At 46.2% G+C, this 25602-nt stretch carries 18 protein-coding genes; 10 read left to right on the top strand and 8 right to left on the bottom strand.

The annotated features are described in order from the left end of the window. The first annotated feature begins 2 nt into the window (after window positions 1-2). Window positions 3-962, top strand: coding sequence for a signal recognition particle-docking protein FtsY (gene ftsY / locus A3860_RS34790; RefSeq protein WP_081155208.1), 960 nt, complete (start codon window positions 3-5; stop codon window positions 960-962). Window positions 963-1138: 176 nt separating this feature from the next. On the opposite strand, the gene A3860_RS34785 is transcribed toward ftsY, so the two are convergent. Then, the gene (locus A3860_RS34785; RefSeq protein WP_143774420.1) at window positions 1139-1621 is read right to left on the bottom strand and encodes a hypothetical protein; all 483 of its coding nucleotides are present in this window, start codon (window positions 1619-1621) and stop codon (window positions 1139-1141) included. Between the two features lie 282 nt (window positions 1622-1903). On the opposite strand from A3860_RS34785, the gene rimO reads away from it, so the two are divergent. The 6 genes from rimO to bshC all read left to right on the top strand — a co-directional run bounded on the left by rimO (window position 1904) and on the right by bshC (window position 10831). Continuing rightward, window positions 1904-3214, top strand: coding sequence for a 30S ribosomal protein S12 methylthiotransferase RimO (gene rimO, locus A3860_RS34780; protein ID WP_081155454.1), 1311 nt, complete (start codon window positions 1904-1906; stop codon window positions 3212-3214). A gap of 840 nt (window positions 3215-4054) precedes the next feature. Then, a complete protein-coding gene (locus tag A3860_RS34775; RefSeq protein WP_081155206.1) occupies window positions 4055-5542 on the top strand; it encodes an aldehyde dehydrogenase (NADP(+)) in 1488 nt (495 codons plus the stop codon). Window positions 5543-5722: 180 nt separating this feature from the next. Then, window positions 5723-6724: a 4-hydroxyproline epimerase gene (locus tag A3860_RS34770; RefSeq protein WP_081155205.1), complete on the top strand. Its 1002-nt coding sequence runs from the start codon at window positions 5723-5725 to the stop codon at window positions 6722-6724. Between the two features lie 181 nt (window positions 6725-6905). Beyond that, entirely contained in the window at window positions 6906-8153 is a 1248-nt protein-coding gene (locus A3860_RS34765) for an NAD(P)/FAD-dependent oxidoreductase (protein WP_081155204.1), read from the top strand. Window positions 8154-8329: 176 nt separating this feature from the next. Next, window positions 8330-9157 (top strand): SMP-30/gluconolactonase/LRE family protein, encoded by an 828-nt coding sequence (locus A3860_RS34760; RefSeq protein WP_081155203.1) that lies wholly within the window; start codon window positions 8330-8332, stop codon window positions 9155-9157. A gap of 78 nt (window positions 9158-9235) precedes the next feature. Further along, window positions 9236-10831, top strand: a complete 1596-nt coding sequence (gene bshC / locus A3860_RS34755; protein ID WP_081155202.1) for a bacillithiol biosynthesis cysteine-adding enzyme BshC — start codon at window positions 9236-9238, stop codon at window positions 10829-10831. A 55-nt stretch (window positions 10832-10886) separates the two neighbouring features. On the opposite strand, the gene A3860_RS34750 is transcribed toward bshC, so the two are convergent. The 6 genes from A3860_RS34750 to A3860_RS34725 form a co-directional block, all read right to left on the bottom strand. After that, on the bottom strand, window positions 10887-11753 hold the full coding sequence (locus tag A3860_RS34750) for a DUF6929 family protein (protein ID WP_081155201.1): 867 nt from the start codon (window positions 11751-11753) through the stop codon (window positions 10887-10889). A gap of 35 nt (window positions 11754-11788) precedes the next feature. Beyond that, entirely contained in the window at window positions 11789-12301 is a 513-nt protein-coding gene (purE, locus tag A3860_RS34745; RefSeq protein WP_081155200.1) for a 5-(carboxyamino)imidazole ribonucleotide mutase, read from the bottom strand. A 161-nt stretch (window positions 12302-12462) separates the two neighbouring features. Then, the gene (locus tag A3860_RS34740; protein ID WP_081155199.1) at window positions 12463-13791 is read right to left on the bottom strand and encodes a TolC family protein; all 1329 of its coding nucleotides are present in this window, start codon (window positions 13789-13791) and stop codon (window positions 12463-12465) included. A gap of 32 nt (window positions 13792-13823) precedes the next feature. After that, complete coding sequence (locus tag A3860_RS34735) at window positions 13824-16916, bottom strand: efflux RND transporter permease subunit (RefSeq protein ID WP_081155198.1); 3093 nt, start codon at window positions 16914-16916, stop codon at window positions 13824-13826. A 120-nt stretch (window positions 16917-17036) separates the two neighbouring features. Beyond that, window positions 17037-18098, bottom strand: coding sequence for an efflux RND transporter periplasmic adaptor subunit (locus A3860_RS34730; RefSeq protein ID WP_081155197.1), 1062 nt, complete (start codon window positions 18096-18098; stop codon window positions 17037-17039). A 136-nt stretch (window positions 18099-18234) separates the two neighbouring features. Further along, window positions 18235-19356: a 5-(carboxyamino)imidazole ribonucleotide synthase gene (locus A3860_RS34725; protein ID WP_081155196.1), complete on the bottom strand. Its 1122-nt coding sequence runs from the start codon at window positions 19354-19356 to the stop codon at window positions 18235-18237. A 299-nt stretch (window positions 19357-19655) separates the two neighbouring features. Between A3860_RS34725 and hppD the strand changes: the two genes are divergently transcribed. Then, window positions 19656-20783 carry a 4-hydroxyphenylpyruvate dioxygenase gene (hppD, locus tag A3860_RS34720; protein ID WP_245843691.1) on the top strand — a complete coding sequence of 376 codons (1128 nt, stop codon included), beginning with the start codon at window positions 19656-19658 and terminating at the stop codon, window positions 20781-20783. 435 nt (window positions 20784-21218) lie between these two features. After that, entirely contained in the window at window positions 21219-22418 is a 1200-nt protein-coding gene (locus tag A3860_RS34715; protein WP_081155194.1) for a L,D-transpeptidase family protein, read from the top strand. Window positions 22419-22500: 82 nt separating this feature from the next. Here the strand turns inward: A3860_RS34715 and A3860_RS41570 are convergent, their stop codons facing one another. Further along, complete coding sequence (locus tag A3860_RS41570) at window positions 22501-22653, bottom strand: hypothetical protein (RefSeq protein WP_173820314.1); 153 nt, start codon at window positions 22651-22653, stop codon at window positions 22501-22503. A 256-nt stretch (window positions 22654-22909) separates the two neighbouring features. Here A3860_RS41570 and A3860_RS34710 point away from each other — a divergent pair, with 256 nt between their 5' ends. Further along, a complete protein-coding gene (locus A3860_RS34710; RefSeq protein ID WP_081155193.1) occupies window positions 22910-25597 on the top strand; it encodes a 4-alpha-glucanotransferase in 2688 nt (895 codons plus the stop codon). The last annotated feature ends 5 nt before the right edge of the window (window positions 25598-25602 follow it).

Here is a 25602-nt window from a genome sequence, read left to right as displayed (position 1 = left end):
AAATGAGTTTTCTCGGGAAGTTGTTTGGTAAAAAAGAAAAGGAATCGCTCGACCAGGGTTTACAAAAAACAAAAGAGGGTTTCCTGTCAAAGATCACCAAGGCCATTGCCGGCAAAAGTTCGGTAGATGAAGAGGTACTCGATAGCCTCGAAGATGCCCTGGTAAGCGCCGATGTGGGCATTGATACCACCGTGCAGATAATTGAACGCATAGAACAGCGCGTAGCAAAAGATAAATACCTCAATACCACTGAGCTGAACCGCCTGTTACAACAGGAAATTGAAGCGGTGCTGGTTGATGCGCCGGAGAGTAACAGCTATAATTTCAATACAACGCTGCCCACCAAACCCTACGTCATTCTCGTAGTGGGCGTGAACGGTGTGGGTAAAACCACCACCATTGGCAAGCTGGCTTATAATTTTAAAAAAGCGGGGAAATCAGTACTCCTCGGTGCTGCCGATACTTTCCGCGCGGCGGCAGTTGACCAGCTCACCATCTGGAGCGAGCGGGTAGGCGTCCCCATCGTAAAACAGGCCATGGGTTCCGACCCGGCCTCAGTAGCCTTCGACAGCGTGCAAAGCGGACTGGCCAAAGGCGTTGATGTGATCATCATTGATACGGCCGGCCGGTTACACAACAAAGCCCATCTTATGGATGAGCTGGGCAAAATTCGCCGGGTTGTTCAAAAACAGATTCCCGAAGCGCCTCACGAAGTACTGCTCGTGCTCGACGGTTCAACCGGACAAAACGCGCTTGAACAGGCCAAACACTTTACTGCAACTACCGATGTAACAGCCCTGGCCATCACTAAGCTCGATGGAACGGCCAAAGGCGGCGTGGTACTGGCCATCGCCAATCAATTTAAAATACCCGTTAAGTTCATTGGAGTGGGCGAAAAAATGGAAGACCTGCTGGTATTCGACAAACACGAGTTTGTTGATAGTTTGTTTAAGTTGGAGTAGGGCGAGCGTACGTGATACAAACAAAAAACAGTCTTATAGTTCCCGTGCCACTTACGGGAACCTGCTCCGGTTGGCATGCTGATACAATGTAAACTGCTTCACAAATAGCAGCATATATAAAATAAAAACGTCCCGTTATAGTAGCGGGACGTTTTTATTTGTAATGATTTTCAGTCCTAGAAGGTAAACTTAATGCCCAATCCACCCCAAACATTAGCATAAGGATGGTGAAGGAATTCGAAATAAGGATTGATATCAAGGCTCATGGCAATGGGAGCACCCCTGAACTTGTAATCTAATCCCAGTACACCATCAATACCAAAAGAAGCGGCGCCATCATCATAGTAATGATCATGATACCAGTAACCATTGTTATACCAGCCAATGTGGGCACCGGGTCCAACATACCATTTTAAACCAGGAGCACTGTTAATATCTCCATGAAATTCGTACAGGCCGGTAAAGCGAAAACCGTGTTCCCAGAAGTAGGCAATGCCTTCCAACGCAGCATCATCTTTAATAAAATGCTTTATAGTAAGAGCACCTGGCCAAAATTTGGCGCCAATAGCGGTGCGATACTCAGATCCCATTGACTGAGCATGGGTACGGGAAACGGTTAAAAGGGCCAATAAACCTAGTAGAGCTACGATTTTTTTCATAAATATCTGTGTTTGGTCATTAACAGGTTAAAAAGAATATGCCAATACGCAAAAAACTATGCCAAATCGCTTGTAGATAAAAAACAAGTGTAAACACTTAATCCTCAAGCCAAAATCCCCGCAATATTACAGCTAAACCCGCAAAAACACAAAGGATTAACAATTGTTGAGTGGTAATCAAAAATACCCAATAACCGGTTTTGCCCGGAAAGGTCGATTTTTATGCCAGGGGCCTTATCCTTGGGTGCTGGCTCTTTCTTTAGTACCTTTGCGCCCTTATATATGAAAGTAAGATCACATAAAAAGGATAAGGTTAATATCATTACGCTCGGCTGTAGCAAGAACATGGTCGACAGTGAAGTATTGAGCGGTCAGTTACAAGCGAATGATATCGAGGTGATACATGAAAACAAGAAACTCGACCACAATATTGTTATTGTAAACACCTGTGGTTTTATTGATAAGGCCAAGGAAGAATCGGTTAATACCATTCTTGAACAGGTAGAACGCAAACGCCGCGGCCAGCTCGATAAAGTGTATGTGACCGGCTGCCTCAGCGAGCGCTATAAAAACAACCTCGAAAAAGAAATTCCTGAAGTAGATGCCTATTTCGGCACCATGGAGCTGCCACTGATCCTGAAACAATTTGAAGCCGATTATAAAGCAGAACTGCTGGGCGAACGTTTACTGGCAACGCCTACCCATTATGCCTATCTGAAAATTTCGGAAGGCTGTAACCGCACCTGCTCGTTCTGTGCCATTCCGCTTATGCGCGGGCAACACGTCAGCAAGTCTATTGAAGACCTGGTAAAAGAAGCGGAATCACTGGTGAAGAAAGGCGTAAAAGAAGTAATGCTCATTGCCCAGGAGCTGACCTATTATGGCCTTGACATTTATAAAAAACGCATGCTGCCCGACCTGTTAAACCGGCTGGCAGATGTAAAGGGACTGGAATGGATCAGGCTGCATTATGCTTATCCTTCTAAATTCCCCCTTGAAATACTCGATGTAATGCGCGAACGCGATAACATTTGCAATTACCTCGATATGCCTTTGCAACATGCCAGCGATAATATGCTCAGGGCCATGAAGCGCCAGATAACCCAGGCAGAAATGAATGAGCTCATCAGCGCCATCCGGGAGAAAGTGCCTGGCATTTGTTTGCGCACAACACTTATAGCCGGTTTCCCGGGCGAAACACGCGATGATGTGGAGTCGTTAAAGTCGTTCCTGCAACAACACCGGTTCGATCGCGTTGGCATCTTCACCTATTCACATGAAGAAGGCACCACCGCACATGATCTGGAAGACAATATTCCGCACGAAGAAAAAGAATTACGGGCACAGGAAGTGATGGAAGTACAGCAGGACATCAGCTTTGAGAAGAACCAGGAAAAAGTAGGCAAAACATTCAAAACACTTATCGATAAAAAAGAATCGGGCCGTTACCTGGGCCGTACTGAATTCGACAGTGTGGAAGTAGATAATGAAGTGATCATAAACAGCACAAAGAAACTGGCCATTGGTGAATTTGTAAATGTAAAGATCACCAAGGCATACGACTATGACCTCGAAGGTGAAGTGGTAGAATAATAAGCGTGATTAAAACATAATATTAAGACGCTGTCTGGCAATTGCCGGATAGCGTTTTTTCTTTATAACAACCTATAACTGTAACCGAATTACCACTTCGTTGTATTGCTACCACCTTTAATTAACTATACCTTCGCCCTGAAATTATTGTAAATACAATAATGGCGCATTGGACAACCATCAATCAATAACCCGTTAATCAATAGTTTACTAATTGGCTCAATTGGGGGCAATGGCAGATCCGGAAGATCTGTTCGGATCAGATCAACTCCGGATCAGTGGAATAATTTAGTAGTGCGACAATTAATTACTGATTATACCACACCTGGCAGGCACAAAACCTTCTTGTGCCTGCCTCTTTTTTATAGGGACTACCTATTCGTTTGCAGTCCTAATTAATTAAATAAATGTGACATACCATTAACAAAAAAATATAATAAATACACAAACAAAATGTATTTAATACCTTAATTAGCCGGTAAATTTGGACCAGGTTAATATGCTTCATTAGTTAGTAGCAACTCTCTTAATGAGGGTTTAGGTTCTGATTATTTTCTATATGCTGTGCATACAGCATAACCCGGAGTTCTTTAACAGGGAAAGAAAGAACTTCTTTCTTTCCTGTTAATTCCGGCGTTCTTCGACGCTGAAGCTGCGCTCAAAGCAGGCCCGCTCAGGACCCGAGGCATTAGCAGCTTGCCCTGAGCAGAGTCGAAGGGCAAAAACTTCCCCAACACTTAACCATTATTATCTATTTGATTTCAATATTTCACGCAGGTTTAGCGGTTAAAGGAATGTATAATACCTTTGTAATCCGATACAACGGTAAATACATGTACTATGTTTAAAGATGCAGCTGAACACGAAATAAACCAGGTGTTGAACACCGCATGGCAGGCTTTTCATCAATACAGGAAGTATTCGTTAAAAGACAGGGCTCATTTTATGCGCAGCATTGCAGCAGAGCTGGAGAATGCAGGCGATGAACTCATTCACACCGCCATGCGCGAAACCAATTTGCCCGAAGCCCGTTTGCGCAACGAAAGGGCACGAACCATGTACCAGCTAACCAGTTATGCCGATGCATGCGAAAGAGGAGAGTGGCTGGAAGCAAGAATAGATACAGCTAATACCAGTAAAACACCGCCCAAACCAGATATCCGCAAAATGCTGATCCCACTGGGGCCGGTTGTCGTTTTTGGCGCCAGTAATTTTCCTTTCGCCTATTCTACCGCAGGTGGCGATACTGCCTGTGCCCTGGCAGCCGGTTGTCCGGTTATTGTAAAAGCACACCCGGCGCATGCGCAAACTTCTGAATTGGTAGCGCAGGCAATTCTGAAAGCAGCCGGCAAATGCAATATGCCCAATGGTGTTTTTGCACACGTGCATGGCGCTTCACAGGAAGTAGGAAAGGCATTGGTGACGCATCCCCATACCAAAGCAGTTGGCTTTACCGGTTCATACCTGGGTGGCAAAGCCCTGTTCGACTGGGCAAACCAACGCAAGGAACCCATACCGGTGTTTGCTGAAATGGGCAGTGTGAACCCGGTGTTCCTGCTCCCCGAAAAACTGAAACAATCACCCATTGAGGTGGCTAAATTATATGCCGGATCTATTACATTAGGGGTGGGTCAGTTCTGCACCAATCCGGGTTTGATTGTCGGTATTGAATGCGATGAGTTGCAACAGTTCATTACCACGTTGGGCAATGAGATCAAAACAATGAGCCCCGGCACTATGTTGCACCCCGGCATTTCAAAAAATTATATTGAGAACAGCCGCCGCGCCCTGTCGCAACCACAGGTACAAACGATAGCTGTAAGCGAAGTACAGGCTGCCGCCAACCAGGGCGCGCCCACCATCGCCTCTGCCAGTGGCGAAGCCTTCCTCAATAATCCCATCTTACACCAGGAAGTATTTGGCCCATATTCCATTGTTATTCGTTGTAAAGACAAAAATGAATTGCTTGAAGTGGTTCGTCATCTCGAAGGACAATTGACCGCTACGCTGATGGCCACCGATAACGATATGCTGGCCAATGAGGAACTGGTAGAAGCCGTAAAGAATATCTGTGGGCGGTTTATTGTAAATGGTGTTCCAACCGGGGTAGAAGTATGTTTGAGCATGCATCACGGCGGACCATTCCCTGCAACTACTGATTCGCGTTTCACTTCTGTAGGCGCTGATGGCATTAAACGGTTTGCCCGGCCCATCGCTTATCAAAACTGGTCAGATAGTTTGTTGCCCCCTGAGTTGAAGAACGGCAACCCGCTCAACATCTGGCGTACAGTGAATGATGTGGTAACGAAGGACGAAGTAAAGCCGTGAGTTATGAGTAATGGGTGAAGCCGCGGAATAGGAGCAGCTTAAAAATTTCGGGCACTCACTCACCATTCACCACTGCGGCTTTCTGCGGCATAGAAAACTATTTTCATCACTATTTTTTTACTACTTTACCCGCGGTTCATGAATGAAATTTACGCTGAGCGGGCCTGCAAATACATTTTCATGAAAAAAACTTTTTTCTGTATCGATGCACATACTTGCGGTAACCCGGTACGGCTGGTAGCCGGCGGTGGTCCCGTTTTAGAAGGAAAGAACATGAGCGAGAAGCGCCAGCATTTTTTAAAAGAATACGACTGGATCCGCAAAGGACTGATGTTTGAACCCCGCGGCCACGATATGATGAGTGGCAGCATTCTTTATCCGGCGCATGATCCGCAAAACGATATCGCCGTACTGTTCATTGAAACAAGCGGTTGTTTACCCATGTGCGGTCACGGCACTATTGGCACTATCACCATTGCCATTGAAGAAGGCCTGATCAACCCCAAAGTGCCGGGCACGGTTCGTTTGGAAACGCCGGCCGGACTGGTAATGATCAGCTATAAACAGGAAGGAAAGAAAGTAAAAAGCGTTAGGCTCACCAATGTTCCGGCCTACCTGGCAGCAGAAGGATTGAAAGTAGTATCGCCCGATCTCGGTGAACTCACCATTGATGTAGCTTATGGCGGTAACTTTTATGCCATCGTTGATGTGCAGGCCAATTTCAAAGGGCTTGAACATTATGGCGCCGATCAGCTGATTGCCTGGGCGCGCGAACTACGCAAACGCATCAACGCGCAATACCAGTTTGTACATCCGGAGAACCCGACCATCAATGGTTGTTCGCACATCTTATGGACAGGTTCGGTGATCGATAAAAATGCTACGGCGCGCAATGCGGTCTTTTATGGCGATAAGGCCATTGACCGTTCTCCCTGCGGAACCGGCACCTCGGCCCGCATGGCGCAATGGTATGCAAAAGGCAAATTGAAAAAAGGCGATGCCTTTGTACATGAAAGTATCATAGGGTCGCAGTTCATTGGGCGTATTGAAGAAGAAACCACGGTTGATGGCAAACCCGCGATCCGCCCCAGCATTGAAGGCTGGGCAAAGGTATATGGTTACAATACTATTTCCATTGATCCCGATGATGATCCGTATGCATACGGGTTCCTGGTACTTTGAGCAGGGTACCAGTTAGAAGATGGCAGTTACCAGTTACCGGTTTCCGGTTACCAGGCCCTTAGTTCGGAGAGCTTGCCTGTAATCAGCCTGCCTTTAAATTGAAGCCCGGTATCCGGTAACTGGCAACCGGTAACCTGTTTTTTATCATTCAAAATTTATACTATACCACTAAAGTCTATTCATGAGCAAACAGGTCACAATCATTGGAGCAGGCGTAATTGGTCTTTGCAGTGCTTATTACCTGCAGAAAGAAGGTTATGAAGTTACGGTTATAGAAAAAGGAGATATTACCGACGGCACATCCTTTGGCAATGCAGGGTATGTATCGCCCAGTCACTTTGTACCGCTGGCAACCCCCGGCATAGTAGCACAGGGTTTACGCTGGATGCTGAGCTCAACCAGTCCGTTTTATATAAAACCCCGCCTTAACCTCGATCTCGTCAGGTGGTTAATGACCTTCTGGAAACAGGCCAATGCACAAACGGTAAAACAAAACGTTCCCGCCTTAAATGATATCCTGCACTTAAGCCGCGAGCTCACCAGCGATATTAAGAATGAACTGGGCAACCAGTTCCGTATGCAGGAGATCGGATGTTTCATGTTATATAAATCAGCCGCGGTTGAAAAACATGAAATAGAACTCGCAAAAGAAGCCGCAGCCTTGCATATTGACACCAAAATTCTGAACGCACAGGAAGTGCAGGCGATGGAACCCGATGTACAGGTTGATGTAAAGGGTGGGGTATTGTACCCCATAGACTGTCATATGCACCCTGGCGATTTTATGCGCACACTGAAAGATCATTTGCAAAAAGCGGGTGTAAAACTGCAGTTGAATACAACGGTAACCGGTTTTGAGAAAAGCGGCAGCACGGTTACAGCCGTTATTACCGACAAAGGCAAATTTAATTGTTCGCAACTGGTACTGGCCAGCGGATCATGGTTACCGGTAGTAAGTGAAAAACTGGGCGTTTCCCTGTTATTGCAAGCCGGTAAAGGCTATAGCATGACGTATGAAAAAGTGCAGCGCAACCTGCGTTACCCCGCCATACTGGTCGATAAACGAGTGGCCATGACACCAATGGGGGCCGACCTGCGCATGGGTGGCACCATGGAGATCAGTGGGCTCAATTCGCCCTTACTGGTAAAACGCGCTCATGCCATTTATAACGGCGCCAAAGCCTATTATCCCGATCTTCCTGTTGACGTTATGCCTAAGGAAAAGATCTGGTACGGGTTACGTCCGCTTACCCCCGATGGATTGCCGTATATCGGCCATCACAGCAAATACAACAACCTGGTGATTGCCGGCGGGCACGCCATGCTGGGGCTGTCACTGGCTGCCGCAACCGGAAAGTTAGTAGAAGAGCTGGTTGGTAAGAAGAAAACTACTATCGGTGTAGCCGCATTTAAGCCTGAAAGATTTTAAAGCAAAGAATACGTTGCAGGTTCCAGGTTGCAGGGTAAATACAGTTATAAGTTTGCTTTGCCTTGTAACGTGAACCTTGTAACAAACTGCCAGTAACCGGTAACAATGTACTTATTCCCCCTTTAGGGGGGTTAGAGGGCTTTCCCTTATCTTTACCCTCCTCAAAAAAGTTACATATGAAAAAATACCTTATTACCGGTTCCATCATCATTACAACCATGCTGGCCAACGCCCAACAACACCAGCTGGTTAAAAAATGGGAAACAGATACCTTACTGAAAGTACCTGAATCTGTTTTATACGACGCAGATAATAAGATCTTATATGTTACCAATATTGACGGACAGCCCTGGGAAAAAGACAACAAGGGTTCTGTAGGCAAAGTAGGGCTCGATGGCAGGATCATCACCGTTGATTGGGTAAGCGGTTTGCAGGCGCCCAAAGGCATGGGCCTGTATAAAAACAACCTGTATGTGGCAGATGTTGATAAAGTGGCGGTGATCGATATAAAAAAAGGCGCCATTGTTCAAACCATTCCTGTTGAAGGCGCACAGGGTTTGAATGATCTTACAGTCGACAAAAAAGGCGTGATCTATGTATCAGACTCCAAAAACAAAAAAGTGCACCGTATTGAGAACGGTCGGGTTACCACCTGGCTCGAGAATATGAAAGGTCCCAACGGCGTATTGATCAACGGCAACGACCTCTTTGTGCTGGATGCCGGCGGTTTGTATAAAGTGGAAAAAGATAAAAGCCTCACCAAACTGGCCGATGGTATGGAAGGCGGTACCGATGGGGTAGAACACGTGCAGGGAAAAGATTATGTGGTTAGCTGCTGGGCCGGCTCCATCTGGTATGTGAACGGGGATGGCACCAAACAAAATTTACTCGATACCCGCGAACAAAAGATCAATACGGCCGATATAGGCTATGATGCCAAAAACAGGATCGTATATGTTCCCACTTTCTGGAAAAATAAGATCGTGGCATATGAACTAAAGTAGCAATGGAACGTTAAAATTGACGATCAGTTATGGCAATCGTGCAGTTGATAGTACTTTTATGTTCGCATTTCCTAAATTATGGATTGTAATTCTACTAACTTATCATTTGAGCAAACCGGTTATTTTTCAAAGATCATTACAGATTATCTTAATCTGGCGCCGGCCCTGCAACCTTTTTATAAGCACCCCGTATCATTGGATGGTTTAGGTGCCGCTATACAGGCGCGGCAGGCCGCACAACCCAACCGGCCATTATTGGTAACGGAATTACAAAAACAATATACGGGTGTCGATACAACGGCCCTTGTGCAGCAGAACATACAACAATTATTACAACCCAATACATTTACGGTTACCACGGCCCATCAGCCGGCCATCTTTACCGGTAACCTGTATTTCGTTTATAAAATATTACATGTCATAAAACTGGCAGAACGGATGAAGCAGGAATTTCCTGCCAACCATTTTGTGCCGGTATTCTGGATGGGAAGTGAAGATGCCGACCTCGATGAGCTGGGGCATGTGTACCTCGGTGGCGAAAAGCTGGTGTGGGAAACAAAACAAACCGGCGCCGTGGGCCGCATGCAAACAAAGGGCCTCGATAAACTGATCCATCGCATTGAAGGCGAATTATCGGTTCAGCCTTATGGAAAAGAATTGATAGCATTGCTGCGCACCTGCTATTTACAAAGTCCCGATATACAAACCGCCACCTTCAAACTCATCAACGCTTTATTTGCTGAATATGGTTTGATCGTGATACTACCCGATAATGCCAACCTGAAAAAGGTGATGGAACCGGTTTTTCGCGAAGACCTGTTGCAACAAACACCGGCATCGATAGTGGTGAAGACCATTGAACAATTATCACAACAATACAAAGCACAGGCGCACCCGCGGGATATTAATTTGTTTTACCTCAGGGATAATATCCGCGAGCTCATCGAATTCAAAAATTCAAAGTTTGAAGTAAGAAATACACAGTTAAGTTTTTCCAGGGAAGAAATACTGGTCGAGCTGGCCAATTATCCCGAACGGTTCAGCCCGAACGTGATCCTGCGCGGCCTGTACCAGGAAACGGTTCTACCCAATATTGCCTTTGTAGGCGGGGGCGGTGAAACAGCTTACTGGTTAGAACTGAAAGACCTGTTTGAGCACTACAAGGTGCCATTCCCGGTATTGATACTGCGCAATTCATTTCTGATAGTAGAGAAGAAGTGGCAGGAAAAGATAGAACGGCTGGGTTTGCAACCGAAAGACTTCTTTCAACCCGAACAGGAATTGCTTACCCTGCTGGTAAGCAGGCATAAGAATGGCGAACTGAAGCTGCAACATGAACTGGAAGCGGCCACACATTTGTATGAATTATTGAAAAATAAAGCGGCGAATATCGACAGGTCGTTATTACAACATGTGGAAGCGCTGCAGGCCCGAACGTTGAAACCCCTGGAGGAGCTGGAAAAGAAATTGCTTCGCGCTGAAAAAAGGAAATACGAAACCGAACAACGGCAAATTCACACTGTTCGCTCGGCAATATTTCCCCGAAATGGTTTGCAGGAACGGGTCGATAACTTTATGCCCTGGTATGCCTTGTGGGGAAAGGAATTTATTCAAATTATACACCGGCATTCACTTACAATAGAGCAGGAATTTGTTATTCTGGAAGAAAGCTAAACGCAAAACGTCCCGATGCATCGGGACGTTCTGTTATTATTTCAAGCTTCTTTTCTTATTCTTTAACCCGCACCGTAAACACGCCATTCTTTCCCGCCTTATTATCGGCCAGCAGGTACAATTTCAACCTGCTGCTTTTTTCATTGCGAATACAAACCGACTTCATATTGTAACCCACAAAACCTTCGCTCAGGTCATTCAGGTGGAACAGCGAATTCACCTTCATTTTTTTACGAACTACCTTGCGGGAAGCGTTCTCAATAACGGCCAGGTAACTATCGCCCGTGGTTGTGTGATCTTTACCAGCGCTTTCTGACAACAGGGTAACCACCAGCCAGTCGTTCTTGTAAGAATAGGACAGGCCCGATAACCCTACCACCTGGTTCGGTGTTTGGGGTAAGTCAAAACTTACTGTGGTGATCTCGGCATTTGCCTGGTTCTTGTAGAAATCAGCATCAGTAACTATGATGTGGTTTTCGGGAGCAGTTTTATGATCGCGGTTACATAAGATCAGTTTACCCAGCACTATGGCGGCCGATTCAATATTGAATACCCCTACAGTTGCTTTTAACCGGTTATAAAATTCAGAGATGTCGAATTCTTCTTTGGTATAGTCATCGAGGTTCACCAAAATGGCTTTGTGATGACTGTCTTTTATATCGAAACCCAATACCAGCAGGCGGGGAATACTATTCACCACAACGATGGTAGTTGCTTCGAAATCTGACTTTGACCCGGGCAGAATTTGGGGATCGTCGTGCCCCAGCAATTTATGAATGGCCAGTGTTTGCCATTTCTTGTTGAAGGCAACCATGTCGCTGGCATCATCATCAACCAGGTACAGGGTTTCATTAAAAAATTCAAGGTTTGAGCCAACGGGCAAATCCGGAACTTCTCTATAGTCGAGCAATTTGAGTTTCATACCGCGCGCAAATTACAAGGATGAAATAAGATTCCCTAATCAAATTTATTCTCCCACCCTTGTTTTTTCAGATTTTCAATCTTTACCAATACCTCTTCTTCCAGTTTCTTCTTATAGGCTGCTACCTGATTACCAATATGTTCATCAAATGAACCAATAATGGAGGCCGCCAGTATACCAGCGTTTTTAGCCCCGTTCAGGGCTACTGTAGCAACTGGTATGCCATTAGGCATTTGTAGAATAGACAATACAGAATCCCAGCCATCAATTGAGTTCGACGATTTAATGGGGACGCCGATCACCGGCAAGGGGGTGAGGGAGGCTACCATACCGGGCAAATGAGCGGCGCCGCCGGCGCCGGCAATGATCACTTTCAGTCCTCTTTCCCGGGCTTTTGTAGCATACTCCATCATACGCACAGGCGTACGATGGGCCGAAACCACGGTCAATTCAAATGAAATACCCAAACTCCGCAATACCTCTGCCGCTGCCTGCATTATGGGCAAATCGCTGTCGCTGCCCATGATTATTCCCACCTTTGGATCCATAAAATGAGTAAGTTGAATCGCAAAGAAAAGAAAATTATGTTAACAAGCCCAATGTACCGGGCAGGCCTGTACAGTGCGGGCCTGCCCTGAGGGAGGGTCGAAGGGCTTGTCCTAAGCGAAATTGGCCCTGAGCATGCTTGTCCTGGGCCGAGCCGAAGGATCTAATGCAACAAATCGCCTCTTAACCGTAACAGCTCGGTTTCCGCCACTTTTGTATTATACCGGGCAGAAATTAAACGGATATAGGCATCCTGCAGGCTTTTCTGGGCTTCGCGCAATTCAAGCGAGGTGGTTACTCCTTGTTTTAACCGCTCCACGGAAATGGCCACATTCTCCTTCGCCAGAATGATGTTGTCATCTTCGAGGTCGAGCAATTGCTTCTGCAATTCATATTCTTTAAAAGCATTGCTGATACCCACATCAACCAGCGACCGTTGCTTTTCATAATTCACCTGCTGGTATTGCAAACCTATTTGCGCATGCCTGATGAGGCGGTGGGTATTGAAGCCATTCAGAATAGGCACATTTAAACCAAACCCGTAGTTGAAACCTTTGTTCTGGTTAAAAAAGGGCTGATTCTGGTTTACCACCACGCTGTTATTGGTAGAAGTAAAATTATAGGCAGAATTGAAGGAAAGGGTAGGCCATAAACCGGCCTTTTGCTCCTTTACGCTAATGCTGGCGATATCTATATTCTTTTTGGCCACCTGCAACCCCAGGTTCGTTTTTTCATATTGTTGGGCAAACTCGCCATACTGTAGCGACATATTCAGCGGTATGCTATTGGTAACGTCATATACCGAACCCTGTTTAAAACCGATCAACTGGTTCAACTGATCGCGTAACTGGGCTATCAACGATAGCTGGGTTATGCGCGCAGCTTTTTGTGCATTGTAGTCAACCTTTGCCTGCAACAATTCGGGTTTGCTGCCAAGGCCAGCCGACAATTTCCTATCGGCCAGCTGTACGCGGGTTTCATAAACGATCATTTGCGAATCAATTGCTTCCAGTTGCTGCTTCTGACGAACAATGTTATAATAATTGTTGATCACAGCGGCCACGCTGTTCACGATCTGTTCTTTCACGGTGAGGCCGCCCAGCGTCTCCTGCTCAATAAGCCTTTCGCGGGTGGCAAACATCTTCATACCATCGAACAGCGTCCAGCTCAGGTTAACTGAGTAGCTGTTATTGGTGGTACGAACGCCATTGCGGGTAACCAGGCTGTCTTTACCCGTGGTGCGGCTGGCAAACTTTAATTGTTGATTATTGTTATTCCACACAATGGCTCCCGTTGCATTCAGTTGCGGTATAAAAGCTGCAAACGAATAATAACGGTCCAGCGCATAGGAAGTGGAATCATTCCGGCTCAATAAAATGTCATAGTTATTTTTCAAAGCAGCAGCAATGGCATCCTCAAGGGTTAGTTGCTGTTGCGCTTCAATTTGGGTTGCTATTCCCAGGCAAACGAAAATTATAAAAACAAATTTCATAAGTATTTTCTAAGTTACCGGTAACCATTCAATTACGCCCTATGCAAATCCTTATCATCCATCAATTCCAGTTCGCTTTTCTTCTTTTTGCGCGACAGGTACGAGTACACGGCAGGTATAACATATAAGGTTAAGATCAAAGAAAACATGATACCACCCACAATCACTATACCCAGCGGTATACGGCTTGTAGAAGCAGCCCCCAGTGACAAGGCAAGTGGCAATGCACCCAGGGTCATGGCCAGGCTCGTCATGAGGATCGGCCGTAAACGGGCACTTGCAGCTTCAATTACCGCATCCCGTTTGCTTAAACCTGCCAGTTGTTTCTGATTGGCGAACTCCACAATGAGGATACCATTCTTGGTAACCAGCCCTACAAGCATAATCATGCCAATTTGTGAAAAAATGTTGATGGTTTGGTCGAACAACCACAGGGATAACAGGGCGCCCGCAAAGGCCATAGGCACCGTGATCATGATCACAATAGGATCAATAAAACTTTCAAACTGGGCTGCCAGTACCAGGAAGATCAGTCCCAATGCCAAAAACAGGGCAAAAGAAGTGTTACCAGAGCTTTCTGCATAGTCGCGGCTGGGGCCCGAGAGGGAAGTGGCAAAGGAATCATCCAGCAATTTCTTCGCAATATCCTGCATTACCTGAATGCCCTCACCTAATGTATGACCTGGGGCTACGCCCGCTGAAACGGTGGCCGATTTATACCGGTTAAAGTGGTACAGGGTGGGGGGCGTGGTTTGCTCGCGCATGCTCACCAGGTTATCGATCGAAATGATCTCATTCCGGTTATTGCGCACATAAATATTCTTGAGGTCGGTAGGGTCGTCACGGTCGTTCCGGGCTACCTGGCCAATCACAGAATACTGTTTACCCGAGCGGTAAAAATATCCCATTTGCAGGTTGCTCAGCGCCAGTTGCAGGGTTTGCGATACATCCGAAACACTTACCCCCAGCTGACTGGCTTTTATACGGTCCACTTCAATATTGACCTCGGGTTTATTGAATTTCAGGTCCACATCCACACCCTGGAATACCGGGCTCTTATTCGCCTCTTCCAGGAATTTGGGCAGCACCGTGGCTATTTTGTCAAAATCATTGTTTTGAATAACAAACTGCACCGGTAATCCCGACCGGCGGTTCACCGAAATGGTTTGTTCCTGAATGGCAAATGCTTTACCATCGGAGTACTTATTCAGATTTCGGTTGATCATGTCAACGATCTGCTGTTGCGAACGTGTTCGTTGATCGGGGTCGCTCAACGTTGTACGTACCATACCGGTATTGGTAGCACCGGAACCACTGAAACCAGGTGCCACAATACTAAGATTGGTTTTGGATTCGGGCACCGAATCCATCACAAATTGTGTTAACCGGTCAATGTATGAATCCATATAATCATAGGAGGTACCTTCGGGCGCAGTAACCGCTAAACGATACTGGCTGCGGTCTTCCATGGGGGCCAGCTCTGATTTCAGGCTGCCACCTATAAAGTAAATGATGACGGCGCAAGCTGCCACAATTACCCAGGCAATCCAGCGAAGCCGCATAAACCTTTTCAGCGAATTGTGATAACCACTTTCCATCCAGCGGAAGAAGGGTTCTGTTTTATGATAGAACCAGCTGTGTTTATGCACATCGCGGGTAAGCTTCACATTCAATACCGGCGTAAGGGTAAGCGATACAATCGCAGAGATCAATACCGCACCAGCCACTACAATACCAAATTCGCGGAACAGGCGGCCTACGAAACCCTGCAAAAAGATGATCGGTAAAAAGATAATGGCCAGCGTAATAGAAGTGGCAATAACCGCAAAGTAAATTTCTTTTGAACCCTCCCGGGCAGCCTGGTATTTGTTCATCCCTTCTTCCATCTTTTTAAAGATGTTTTCGGTAACCACAATACCATCATCCACCACCAGGCCGGTAGCCAGTACAATACCCAGCAGCGATAGCACATTTATCGTAAAGCCGCTTACGTACATGATGAAGAAGGCGCCCACCAGTGAAACGGGAATATCGATCAGTGGCCGGAAGGCGATCAGCCAGCTGCGGAAGAACAGGTAAATGATCAATACCACCAGTATCAGCGAAATGATCAATGTTTCTTCTACTTCCGAAATAGACTTTTTAATGAATTTGGTTTGATCGAGCGCAATACCCAGCTTGATATCGGCGGGCACCTCTTTTTCAAGCTGGCCAAGCCGTTTGTAAAACTCATTTGAAATGGCCACATAATTGGAGCCCGGTTGCGGTACCAGGGCCAGCGCTATCATGGGAATACGGCTTTCCTTCAAAACGGTTTCTTCATTTTCGGGGCCTAACACCGCTTCTGCCACATCCTTCAACCGGATGTCGCTTCCGTTTACATTCTTTACAATAACATTGTTGAAATCTTCTTCCGTTGATAACCGGCCAAAGGTGCGAACTGTTAACTCCGTTTTATTACCGGCAATTTTACCCGAAGGTAATTCCACATTCTCTCTGGCTATCGCTGCCTGTACATCGCCAGGCGTTAATCCATAGGCGCTCAGTTTGGCGGGGTTGAACCAGATACGCATGGCATACCGCTTTTCGCCCCATATTTGAATGGCGCTCACACCGGGAATGGTTTGCAACCGTTCAACCAGCACGTTATTGGCATATTCAGTTATCTGCAACTGGTTGCGCGTATTGCTTTGCACCGTCATGGAAATAATGGCATCAGAACTGGCATCAGCCTTGGCCACTACAGGCGGGGCAGGAAGGTCGGTAGGTAAAGAACGTATGGCCTGGGAAACCTTATCACGCACATCATTGGCGGCAGCTTCGAGGTCAATACTCAGGTCAAACTCCACGTTAATGCTGCTTACACCCTGGCTGTTGGTTGAAGTTATATTTCTTACACCCGCAATACCATTAATTGATTTTTCGAGTGGTTCGGTGATCTGTGATTCTATGATGTCGGCATTGGCGCCGGGATAGCTCGTGCGCACACTTACGTTGGGCGGATCAATGGCCGGATAATCACGAACGCCCAGGAAGGTAAAACCGATCACCCCGAACAATACGATCAGGATGTTCAGTACCGTTGCCAACACCGGCCGCCGTAAACTTAATTCCGAAATGTTCATCTGAAAATGATTATTTTATTTTGGTCCCCGACAGCTATCGGGAGAATTCGCCATAAAATTTCCATCGCAACACAGTAGGATAGCCCGAAAATTTTATGGCTCATTTCATCTGAAAATCGCTTATTGAACTTTTGATAATTTGATTTTACTTTCGGGACGTATAGCAAGTAAAGCCGTAGTAATAACGGTATCTCCTTCCTTCACGCCATCGAGTACCTGCACATAGGATGAATCGCGAATACCGGTGGTAATTACGGTAAAGTTGGGTTTACCACCTTTATAAACGATCACGCTTTTGTTACGCGCCTGCGGAATTACAGCCTGCGAAGGAACGATCAGCGAGTGGTCGTTCTTTCCTAATTGTAAAGCCACTTTGGCAAACGCACCGGGCACCAGCAGGTTATGCCTGCCCTGTACAACCGCTCTCACTTTAAGGGTACGCGTGGTAGCTTCAATATTCGATTCCGTTGCCAGCACGGTAGCATTGAACATAGCATCGGCGCCTGCTATGGTAAAGCTTACCTGACGGCCTCTGCGCATGGCTTCGCTGTATTTTTCAGGCACCGTGAACTCCAGTTTCAACTGGTTTACCTGGCTAATGGTAGTAAGCAGGGTAGTAGGACTAATATAAGCGCCATTGCTGATATTCCTTAATCCCATACGCCCGGCAAAAGGCGCCCTGATCTCGGTTTTGCTGATATTCACTTTTGTAAGGTCGATATCGGCTTTCAGGTTGCTCACCTGCAATTCGCTGAGGTCATATTCCTGCTGGCTGATACCCTGAATATCTAACAATTGTTTTTGCCGTTCAGCAGTTTTTTGCGCTATCTGCAATTGTACTTCTAACTTTTTAAGCGATGCCTGCAGGTCGCCATCAAACAGTTTTACCAGCAAGGCTCCTTTTTGAACAAAACTTCCTTCCTGCATATTTAATGCAACAATGCGGCCCGAAATTTCGGGCCGGATCTCTGTTACTTCAAAGGGCAGCAGGGTTCCGGGAATTTCAAGATTTTCGCTGAGGGCTTTGGCTTTTACTATAAATGCTTCTGCCTGTACGGGACGATCGACGCCGCGGCCATCACGACCACCAGCAGCAGGGGAATTGTCTTTTTTCTCGCTTTTGCAGGAAATAAAAATGAGGGATAGAACAAATCCAATTACAGTCCGGCTATTACGGTTCATCTATGTTGGTTTAATCGTGAAACATGAAACGGTCCGCCGGCTGGCGGACCATCTCACGCTTGCTTACGCCCGCAAAATTAATGTTTTAAGTAAGGTAGTATATCTAAAAAGAGATGAACGGCAGGCAGAACGGGTGTTAACTAACTACTTTTAATATGTTTTTAATCCTGTTCGCTTTATACGTCAAATCCTGTTTTTCTTTACTGACGATGGTTACATGCCCCATCTTGCGGCCAGGCTTCGTTTGTTTTTTTCCATAGAGATGAACAAATACATTTTCCATTTGAAGTACTTCTTCCAGCCCCTCGTATTTAGCTTCCCCTTCAAAGCCTTCGGCGCCTACCAGGTTTACAATGGCAGCAGGCAAAATGTGATCGGTATTTCCTAATGGATATTTCAACATAACGCGCCACAACATGTCAAATTGCGAACTGTAATTGGCTTCTATAGTATGATGGCCACTGTTATGAACGCGTGGAGCCGTTTCATTTACAAAAACATCGCCCCCTTTATCAACGAATAATTCAACCGCAAAAATACCAGGGCTTTTTAATCCTTTTACTACAGCTAAAGCTATAGCTTCTACTTTCCATAATGTTTTTTCGACGAGCTCGGCCGGGCTCAACTGGTAATCGAGCAGGTTGAGGCGGTTATCGACGATCATATCAACCGGAGGATAAATTGCATTTTCGCCTTTATCATTGACGGCAATGATCACCGATATTTCGCGCTGAATGGTCACCATTTTTTCGAGCACCGCCGGCGCATCAAAGCCTTTTGCGAGGTCATCAGCTGTTTTTAGCAGTTGTACGCCGCGGCCATCATAACCACCTACACCCACCTTATGAACGGCAGGCAAAAAGCCGGCATTGGCCCGCAGTTCGGCCAGGTTCTGGGTTACCAGGAATTGTGAAGTGGGGATCTGTTGTTCTTTATAGAATTGCTTTTGAAGGATCTTGTTTTTTATGGTGCGCAGGGCCGAGGGGCGGGGGTATACCCGTACGCCTTCCTGTTCCAGTTTTTCCAGCGCCTCTTCATTCACCGATTCAATTTCAATGGTAATGGCATCCAGATTTTTCCCGAAATTGTACACATCCTCAAAATTGCGGATATCGCCCTTTACAAAATGATGGCACAAATGGGCTGCGGGGCATTCGGCGTCGTTTTCAAGGATAAAAGTTTCAACGGGATAGTTGGCTGCGGCCTGTAATAACATTCGGCCCAGCTGCCCCCCGCCAAGGATACCAATTTTTTGCATGGTTAGTATTTAGTTAAGCGGCAAAGATAAGGAAGTGGGGGGAGGTGGCTAAATACCCCTATTAATTTGATTTTTATGCACTTTCTGCAAAAATTCTATCTTTGATGTATCAAATGCAACCCGATTACCCGCATAAGGTATTTAACGACAAACGCATGGGCTATTGCCTGCTGATGGAAGCATTGGCTATGGACAGTCATTCGTGATATTCCCACACTTACAATTCTATTCTACACTGCAATGAGAACGTTGTTGCAGTACGGTATTATTTCTATTTGTACCATTAAAACAAAAATTGCATGTCAAAGACATTAATGGCGGCTGCGCCCGGTACGCAAACCGATTTTTTACCATTGGAAGGAACCGATTACGTGGAGTTTTACGTCGGTAACGCCAAACAGGCCGCCCATTTTTACAAAACCGCCTTCGGCTTTCAATCCCTGGCCTATGCCGGTCCTGAAACCGGGGTAAAAGACCGCGCCAGCTATGCCATCAGGCAAAACAAACTCACCTTTGTGCTCACCACTCCCTTACGCGCCAACAACCCCATGGCCGATCATATTTACAAACATGGCGATGGCGTAAAAGTACTGGCCCTGCGGGTACCCGATGCCACCCAGGCCTGGAAAGAGACCACCAGCCGCGGCGGCAAAAGCTATATGGAACCTACCCGCCTTAAAGATGACCAGGGCGAAGTAGTGCTCAGCGGCATTCATACCTATGGCGATACCATTCATTTGTTTGTGGAAAGAAAGAATTACAAAGGCGCTTTTATGCCGGGTTTTACAGAATGGAAAACGGTATACAACCCAACCTCAACCGGCCTGCAGTATGTTGACCATTGCGTGGGCAATGTAGGCTGGGGCCAAATGAACAAATGGGTTGGCTTTTATGAAGAAGTGCTGGGCTTCCGCAACATCCTGAGCTTCGATGATAAGGATATATCCACCGAATACTCCGCCCTCATGAGCAAGGTCATGAGCAATGGCAACGGGTTTGTAAAATTCCCCATCAATGAGCCCGCAGAAGGCCGCAAAAAATCACAGGTTGAAGAATACCTCGATTTTTATGATGGCGAAGGATGCCAGCACGTAGCCCTGGCCACCAATAATATTATTGAAACGGTGACAACCCTGCGCGACCGTGGTGTTGAATTCCTGAAAGTGCCAACATCGTATTACGATGAGGTGCTCGACAGGGTGGGGCATATTGATGAAGACCTGGCCCCGCTGCGGGAGCTGGGCATTTTGATCGATCGCGATGATGAAGGGTATCTGTTGCAAATATTCACCCGGCCGGTTGAAGACAGGCCGACCCTCTTCTTCGAGATCATTCAACGCAAGGGTGCTAAAAGTTTCGGCAAAGGAAACTTCAAAGCCCTGTTCGAAGCCATTGAACGGGAACAGGAATTACGAGGAAACCTATAATATTAATTGAGAAGATCTGCCATCTCTGAAAAGTCCGGCCAAAGCTAGGGTAACAAATAGCGGAGGCCGGGCTTTCGTTTTTATGGTGGCCTTTTCTTAAAAAGCAGGTTCGGGCTCCTATTAATCTGAAGTAAGATGTATGAAGTATGAGGTACGAAATACAGGTTCTTCTTACTTCTTATTTCTTACTTCAGCTTTTTCCTCTTTACGCATAAACATTATTCACTATTTCTTGTTGAATTGGATGAGAATGCAAATACAGTTTAAACAGCCTTTTCCCGGTTTATATATGGAGTACAATGACTTGTACATTTTCCACAATGTGAATAAGCTAAAATGAAATTTGGTGCTTTGTTTGTATTAATTTTAACACCAGATGAGCATTGTGAAGCCAATAATCAATAACCAGTTTTCGTTCTAATTCCAGTTACCTACATGAGATACTCGTACTTATTATTACTGGCGGCTTTCGGCCTTGCAGGAACAGCAGCAGCGCAAACATCCGCTGCCACTGCCAGTTTTAATTTCATTGAATACCAACGTAGCTTCCCGCGCATAGGCGAAGCCTTAAAGCGTAAGGAAGATACCCTGATGAAGCAGTTTCAGGAAAAACGCCTGAGCTGGCCCGCCCGCTATATTTATATCCGCTCGTTCAAATACGACAGCCAGATCGAAGTTTGGGTAAAGCAGGAGGTGAATGATAAATTCTCCCTTTTCAAAACCTACCGCGTATGCGCTATGGCCGGCTCCCTGGGTCCTAAACGCATGCAGGGCGATTACCAGGTGCCCGAAGGTTTTTATTATATCAATGAGTTCAACCCAAAAAGTAATTATCACATTTCGCTTGGCCTCAATTATCCCAATGCCTCAGACAGAATACTCAGCGACTCCCTGATGCCCGGTGGCGATATTTATATTCATGGCAGTTGTGTAACTACAGGTTGCATTCCCGTTAACAATGAACAAATAGAAGAATTATATATTCTGGCCGCCCATGCCAAAAGTGAGGGACAGGATTTCATTCCGGTGCATATTTTCCCCATTCGTTTCGACAATCCCCGCAGCAGCGAATACCTGAAAAAGTACGTAAAAGATTTTCCTGAGTACCACTATCTGGCCGATGAGTTGAAGCATGCCTATACTTATTTTGAAAAAACCCGTAAACTGCCGGTGATCATGGTATCAAAAACGGGCGATTACGTGGTTGATGGCCTTTTACCAAAGGAAAAAGAAGCGGCGCCGGTGGTGGTAAAGAAAGAACGCCGTCCGCTAAAGACCTATAACCAGGATTCCATCTCAGCAGTGGTGGAACGTTTACCCATTTTTCAGGGTGGAAATGACAAGTTCCAGGCCTTTTGTGATAAGTTGAGCAAAGACATGATACCTTACCTTTCGGCGGGGCAAACAAAAACCTTTGCCATGGTTGAGTTTGTGGTCGACAAGCAGGGAAAAGTGATCTATGCCAATGTGATCAAGGGCGGCAATGACGAACTGAACGACCACCTTATTGAAGCGTTTGAAAACATGCCGCAATGGACGCCGGCGGTAAAACACGAGCAAACAGTTTCCGTAAAACTGAAACAAACCATCTTTATTGAAAAGCCCGAAAAGCAGGAGATGACCGGAATGCCATAAGCGACCAAACGATCACCATAAATAACAAATGCCCTCCCGACAAACCGGGAGGGCATTATTTTTATAATAAATCAGGTAAAAATTAAATGATATCCATTGCCTTCACAAAGAACGTGCAAACGAAAGGAAGGATCAGGGTCAAATATTCCCAATGGGTAGCAATAGCAAAAACAAACGCAGCAGTAGACGCTAAAAACAGGATCCAGTACAAAAATTTAGAAGTGCCATTAGCCATACAGTAAAAATTTTGGGCAAAAATAGGGCTAAAAAGCTAAACCTGAAAGCATAGGTGTGTATTTTTTACTATCTTTCAAACCTCGAATCCCATCTGGCTGAGGCCTGCTGATTTTGAACTGTCCTGGAGAATCCCGAACCATAATGGCCTAATTCGTATTTTTTAGCGTGCTTGCTATAATTTCGTTTGAGCATGAACACTTTACCCCGGTTCTCCCCAACAAAAGACCGGCAAGTGTTTAATTAAAAACACTATTATGACGATCCATTTCTATATACGTTTTTACACCCGGCCCGGCGAATCCCTTTTTGTGACTGGCAATACCACCGAGCTGGGCGATAACAATCCTGAACACGCCCTTCCCTTAAACTGGCTGAGCAATGACCTGTGGACGGGCACCATCACCATCAACAACCCGCAAACAGATACTATTCAGTATACCTATATTTATAAAGGTCCCGATGGCACCCTGCTGCAGGAGTGGGACGATAACAAATCAATAGATATTTCAAAAAATCCCATGCAGGAGATCAGGGTGCTCGATACCTGGAACCATCCCGGGGAATTTGAGAACGCCTTCTATACCGATCCTTTTCAGGATATCTTGCTTAAAGAGAACGAAACCAAAACCAAGGCAAAAGCAGTAAAACACGCCACGCATTACTTTAAGGTAAAAGCGCCGCTGTTGCAAAAGAACGAAGTGGTTTGCCTGCTCGGCAGCACCAAGGCAATGGCCGACTGGGACGAAGCCGACCCGGTATTGCTCCACCGCGATAAAAACTGGTGGACGGTAAAATTGCACCTGCCCAAAGAATCGTTTCCCATTCAATACAAATACGGCATTTACAATACCAAAAGCAAAACCTTTGAGCGGTACGAAGCAGGGGAGAACCGCTGGCTGCACGGCGATGCGCTCATGAACACGCTCACCATTTTACACGATGGCTTTGTGCATTTGCCCAATATTACCTGGAAGGGAGCCGGCGTGGTGATCCCGGTATTCAGTTTACGCAGCAAGAATTCATTGGGGACCGGCGAATTCACCGATCTGAAATTACTGGTTGACTGGGCCGTAAAAACCGGCATGAAAATGATCCAGATACTGCCGGTGAACGATACCATTGCCACCCATACCTGGGTCGATTCGTATCCATATGCCGCCATTTCGGCCTTTGCCCTGCACCCGCTATACCTCAACATCAGCAAAGTGGCCGGTAAAGAATTTGCCGAAATCATAAAACCGCTGAAGAAAAAGCAGGTGCAGCTGAACGAACTGCCCGAAGTGGACTATGAAGCCGTGATGCATGTAAAGCTCGCCGCCATAAAAGAGCTGTATATGGTGCAAAAAGAGGAATGGGCAAAAGACCCCGATTACCAGGAGTTTTTTGAGAACAATAAACACTGGCTGGTGCCCTATGCGGTTTTCTGCAGCCTGCGCGACACCTATGGAACGGCTGATTTTACCAAATGGAAATCAAATAATACTTACAACCAGGACGCCATAAAAAAACTGGCATCCGCCAAAGGCAAACAGTACGATCATTTAGCCTTACATTACTTTACACAATATCATTTACACAAACAGCTGCAGGAAGCAGCTGCGTATGCGCATAAGCATGGAGTTATACTGAAAGGCGATCTTCCGATTGGGGTTTACCGTTATGGCAGCGATGCATGGGTAGAACCGGAATTATACCATATGGAAATGCAGGCCGGCGCACCGCCCGATGATTTTGCCGTACGCGGACAGAACTGGGGTTTTCCCACCTACAACTGGGACCGCATGGCTGCTGACGGTTATGAATGGTGGCACCAGCGGTTCATACAAATGAGCAATTATTTCGATGCTTTTCGCATAGATCATATACTCGGTTTCTTTCGCATCTGGAGCATTCCCATACACGCTGTAGAAGGCATTATGGGCCATTTTGTGCATGCATTGCCTGTGCATGTTACCGAATTTGAACAACGCGGCATCTGGTTCAATCCGGTAAGGTATTGCCAGCCTTTTATAAACGATACGGTGTTGTGGGATCTGTTTGGCCCCAATAAAGAAAAATTCATCCCATTTCTTGATTCAACCGGCAACCAGTATACGTTAAAACCGGAGTTTGCCACGCAACGGCAGGTAGAAGCGCATTTTGATGCGCTCGAAAGAAGCGAGGAGAACCAGCACTTACGGCAAGGCCTGTATGATCTAATTTCAAACGTAATTTTATTTGAGGAACCGGGATCCAATGGTACGGAATTTCATTTCAGAATAAGTATTGAAAGCACGCCCTCTTTCCGCCATTTGGAAGGCTATTTGCAGGAAAAACTGAAGGAGCTTTATATAAATTATTTTTACCAGCGGCAGGAACATTTCTGGATGCAGGAAGGGTTCCGTAAATTGCCGGCCCTTAAACGATCGACCAATATGTTGATCTGCGGGGAAGACCTGGGTATGGTTCCGCATTGCGTTCCGGAAGTGATGAAACAACTGGGTATTGTGAGCCTGGAAATTCAGCGGATGCCGAAAAACATTCATACCGAGTTCTTTCATCCGGCACAGGCACCGTATTTGTCGGTGGTAACGCCGGCCACACACGATATGAGTACCATCCGCGGCTGGTGGGAAGAGGACCGCGCAAAAACGCAACGGTTCTATAACAATATCCTGGGGCAATGGGGCGAAGCGCCGCCAACCTGTGAAGCCTGGATCAATAAGGCCATTGTGATACAGCATTTGCAGTCGCCCGCCATGTGGGCCACCTTTCAGCTGCAAGACCTGTTGGGGATGAACGAAACGTTGAGAAGGCCTAACTTCCAGGAAGAACGCATCAATATACCGGCCATACCCAAACATTACTGGCGGTACCGTATGCACCTTACGCTTGAACAATTGCTGAAGGAGAAAGAGTTTAACACCGAGCTGGAAGAGTATGTGAAGGACGCGGGAAGATGAAATAA

The organism is Niastella vici, from assembly GCF_002077945.1.
Classification (GTDB): Bacteria; Bacteroidota; Bacteroidia; order Chitinophagales; family Chitinophagaceae; genus Niastella; species Niastella vici.
This window is presented reverse-complemented; position numbering and strand designations above follow the sequence as displayed.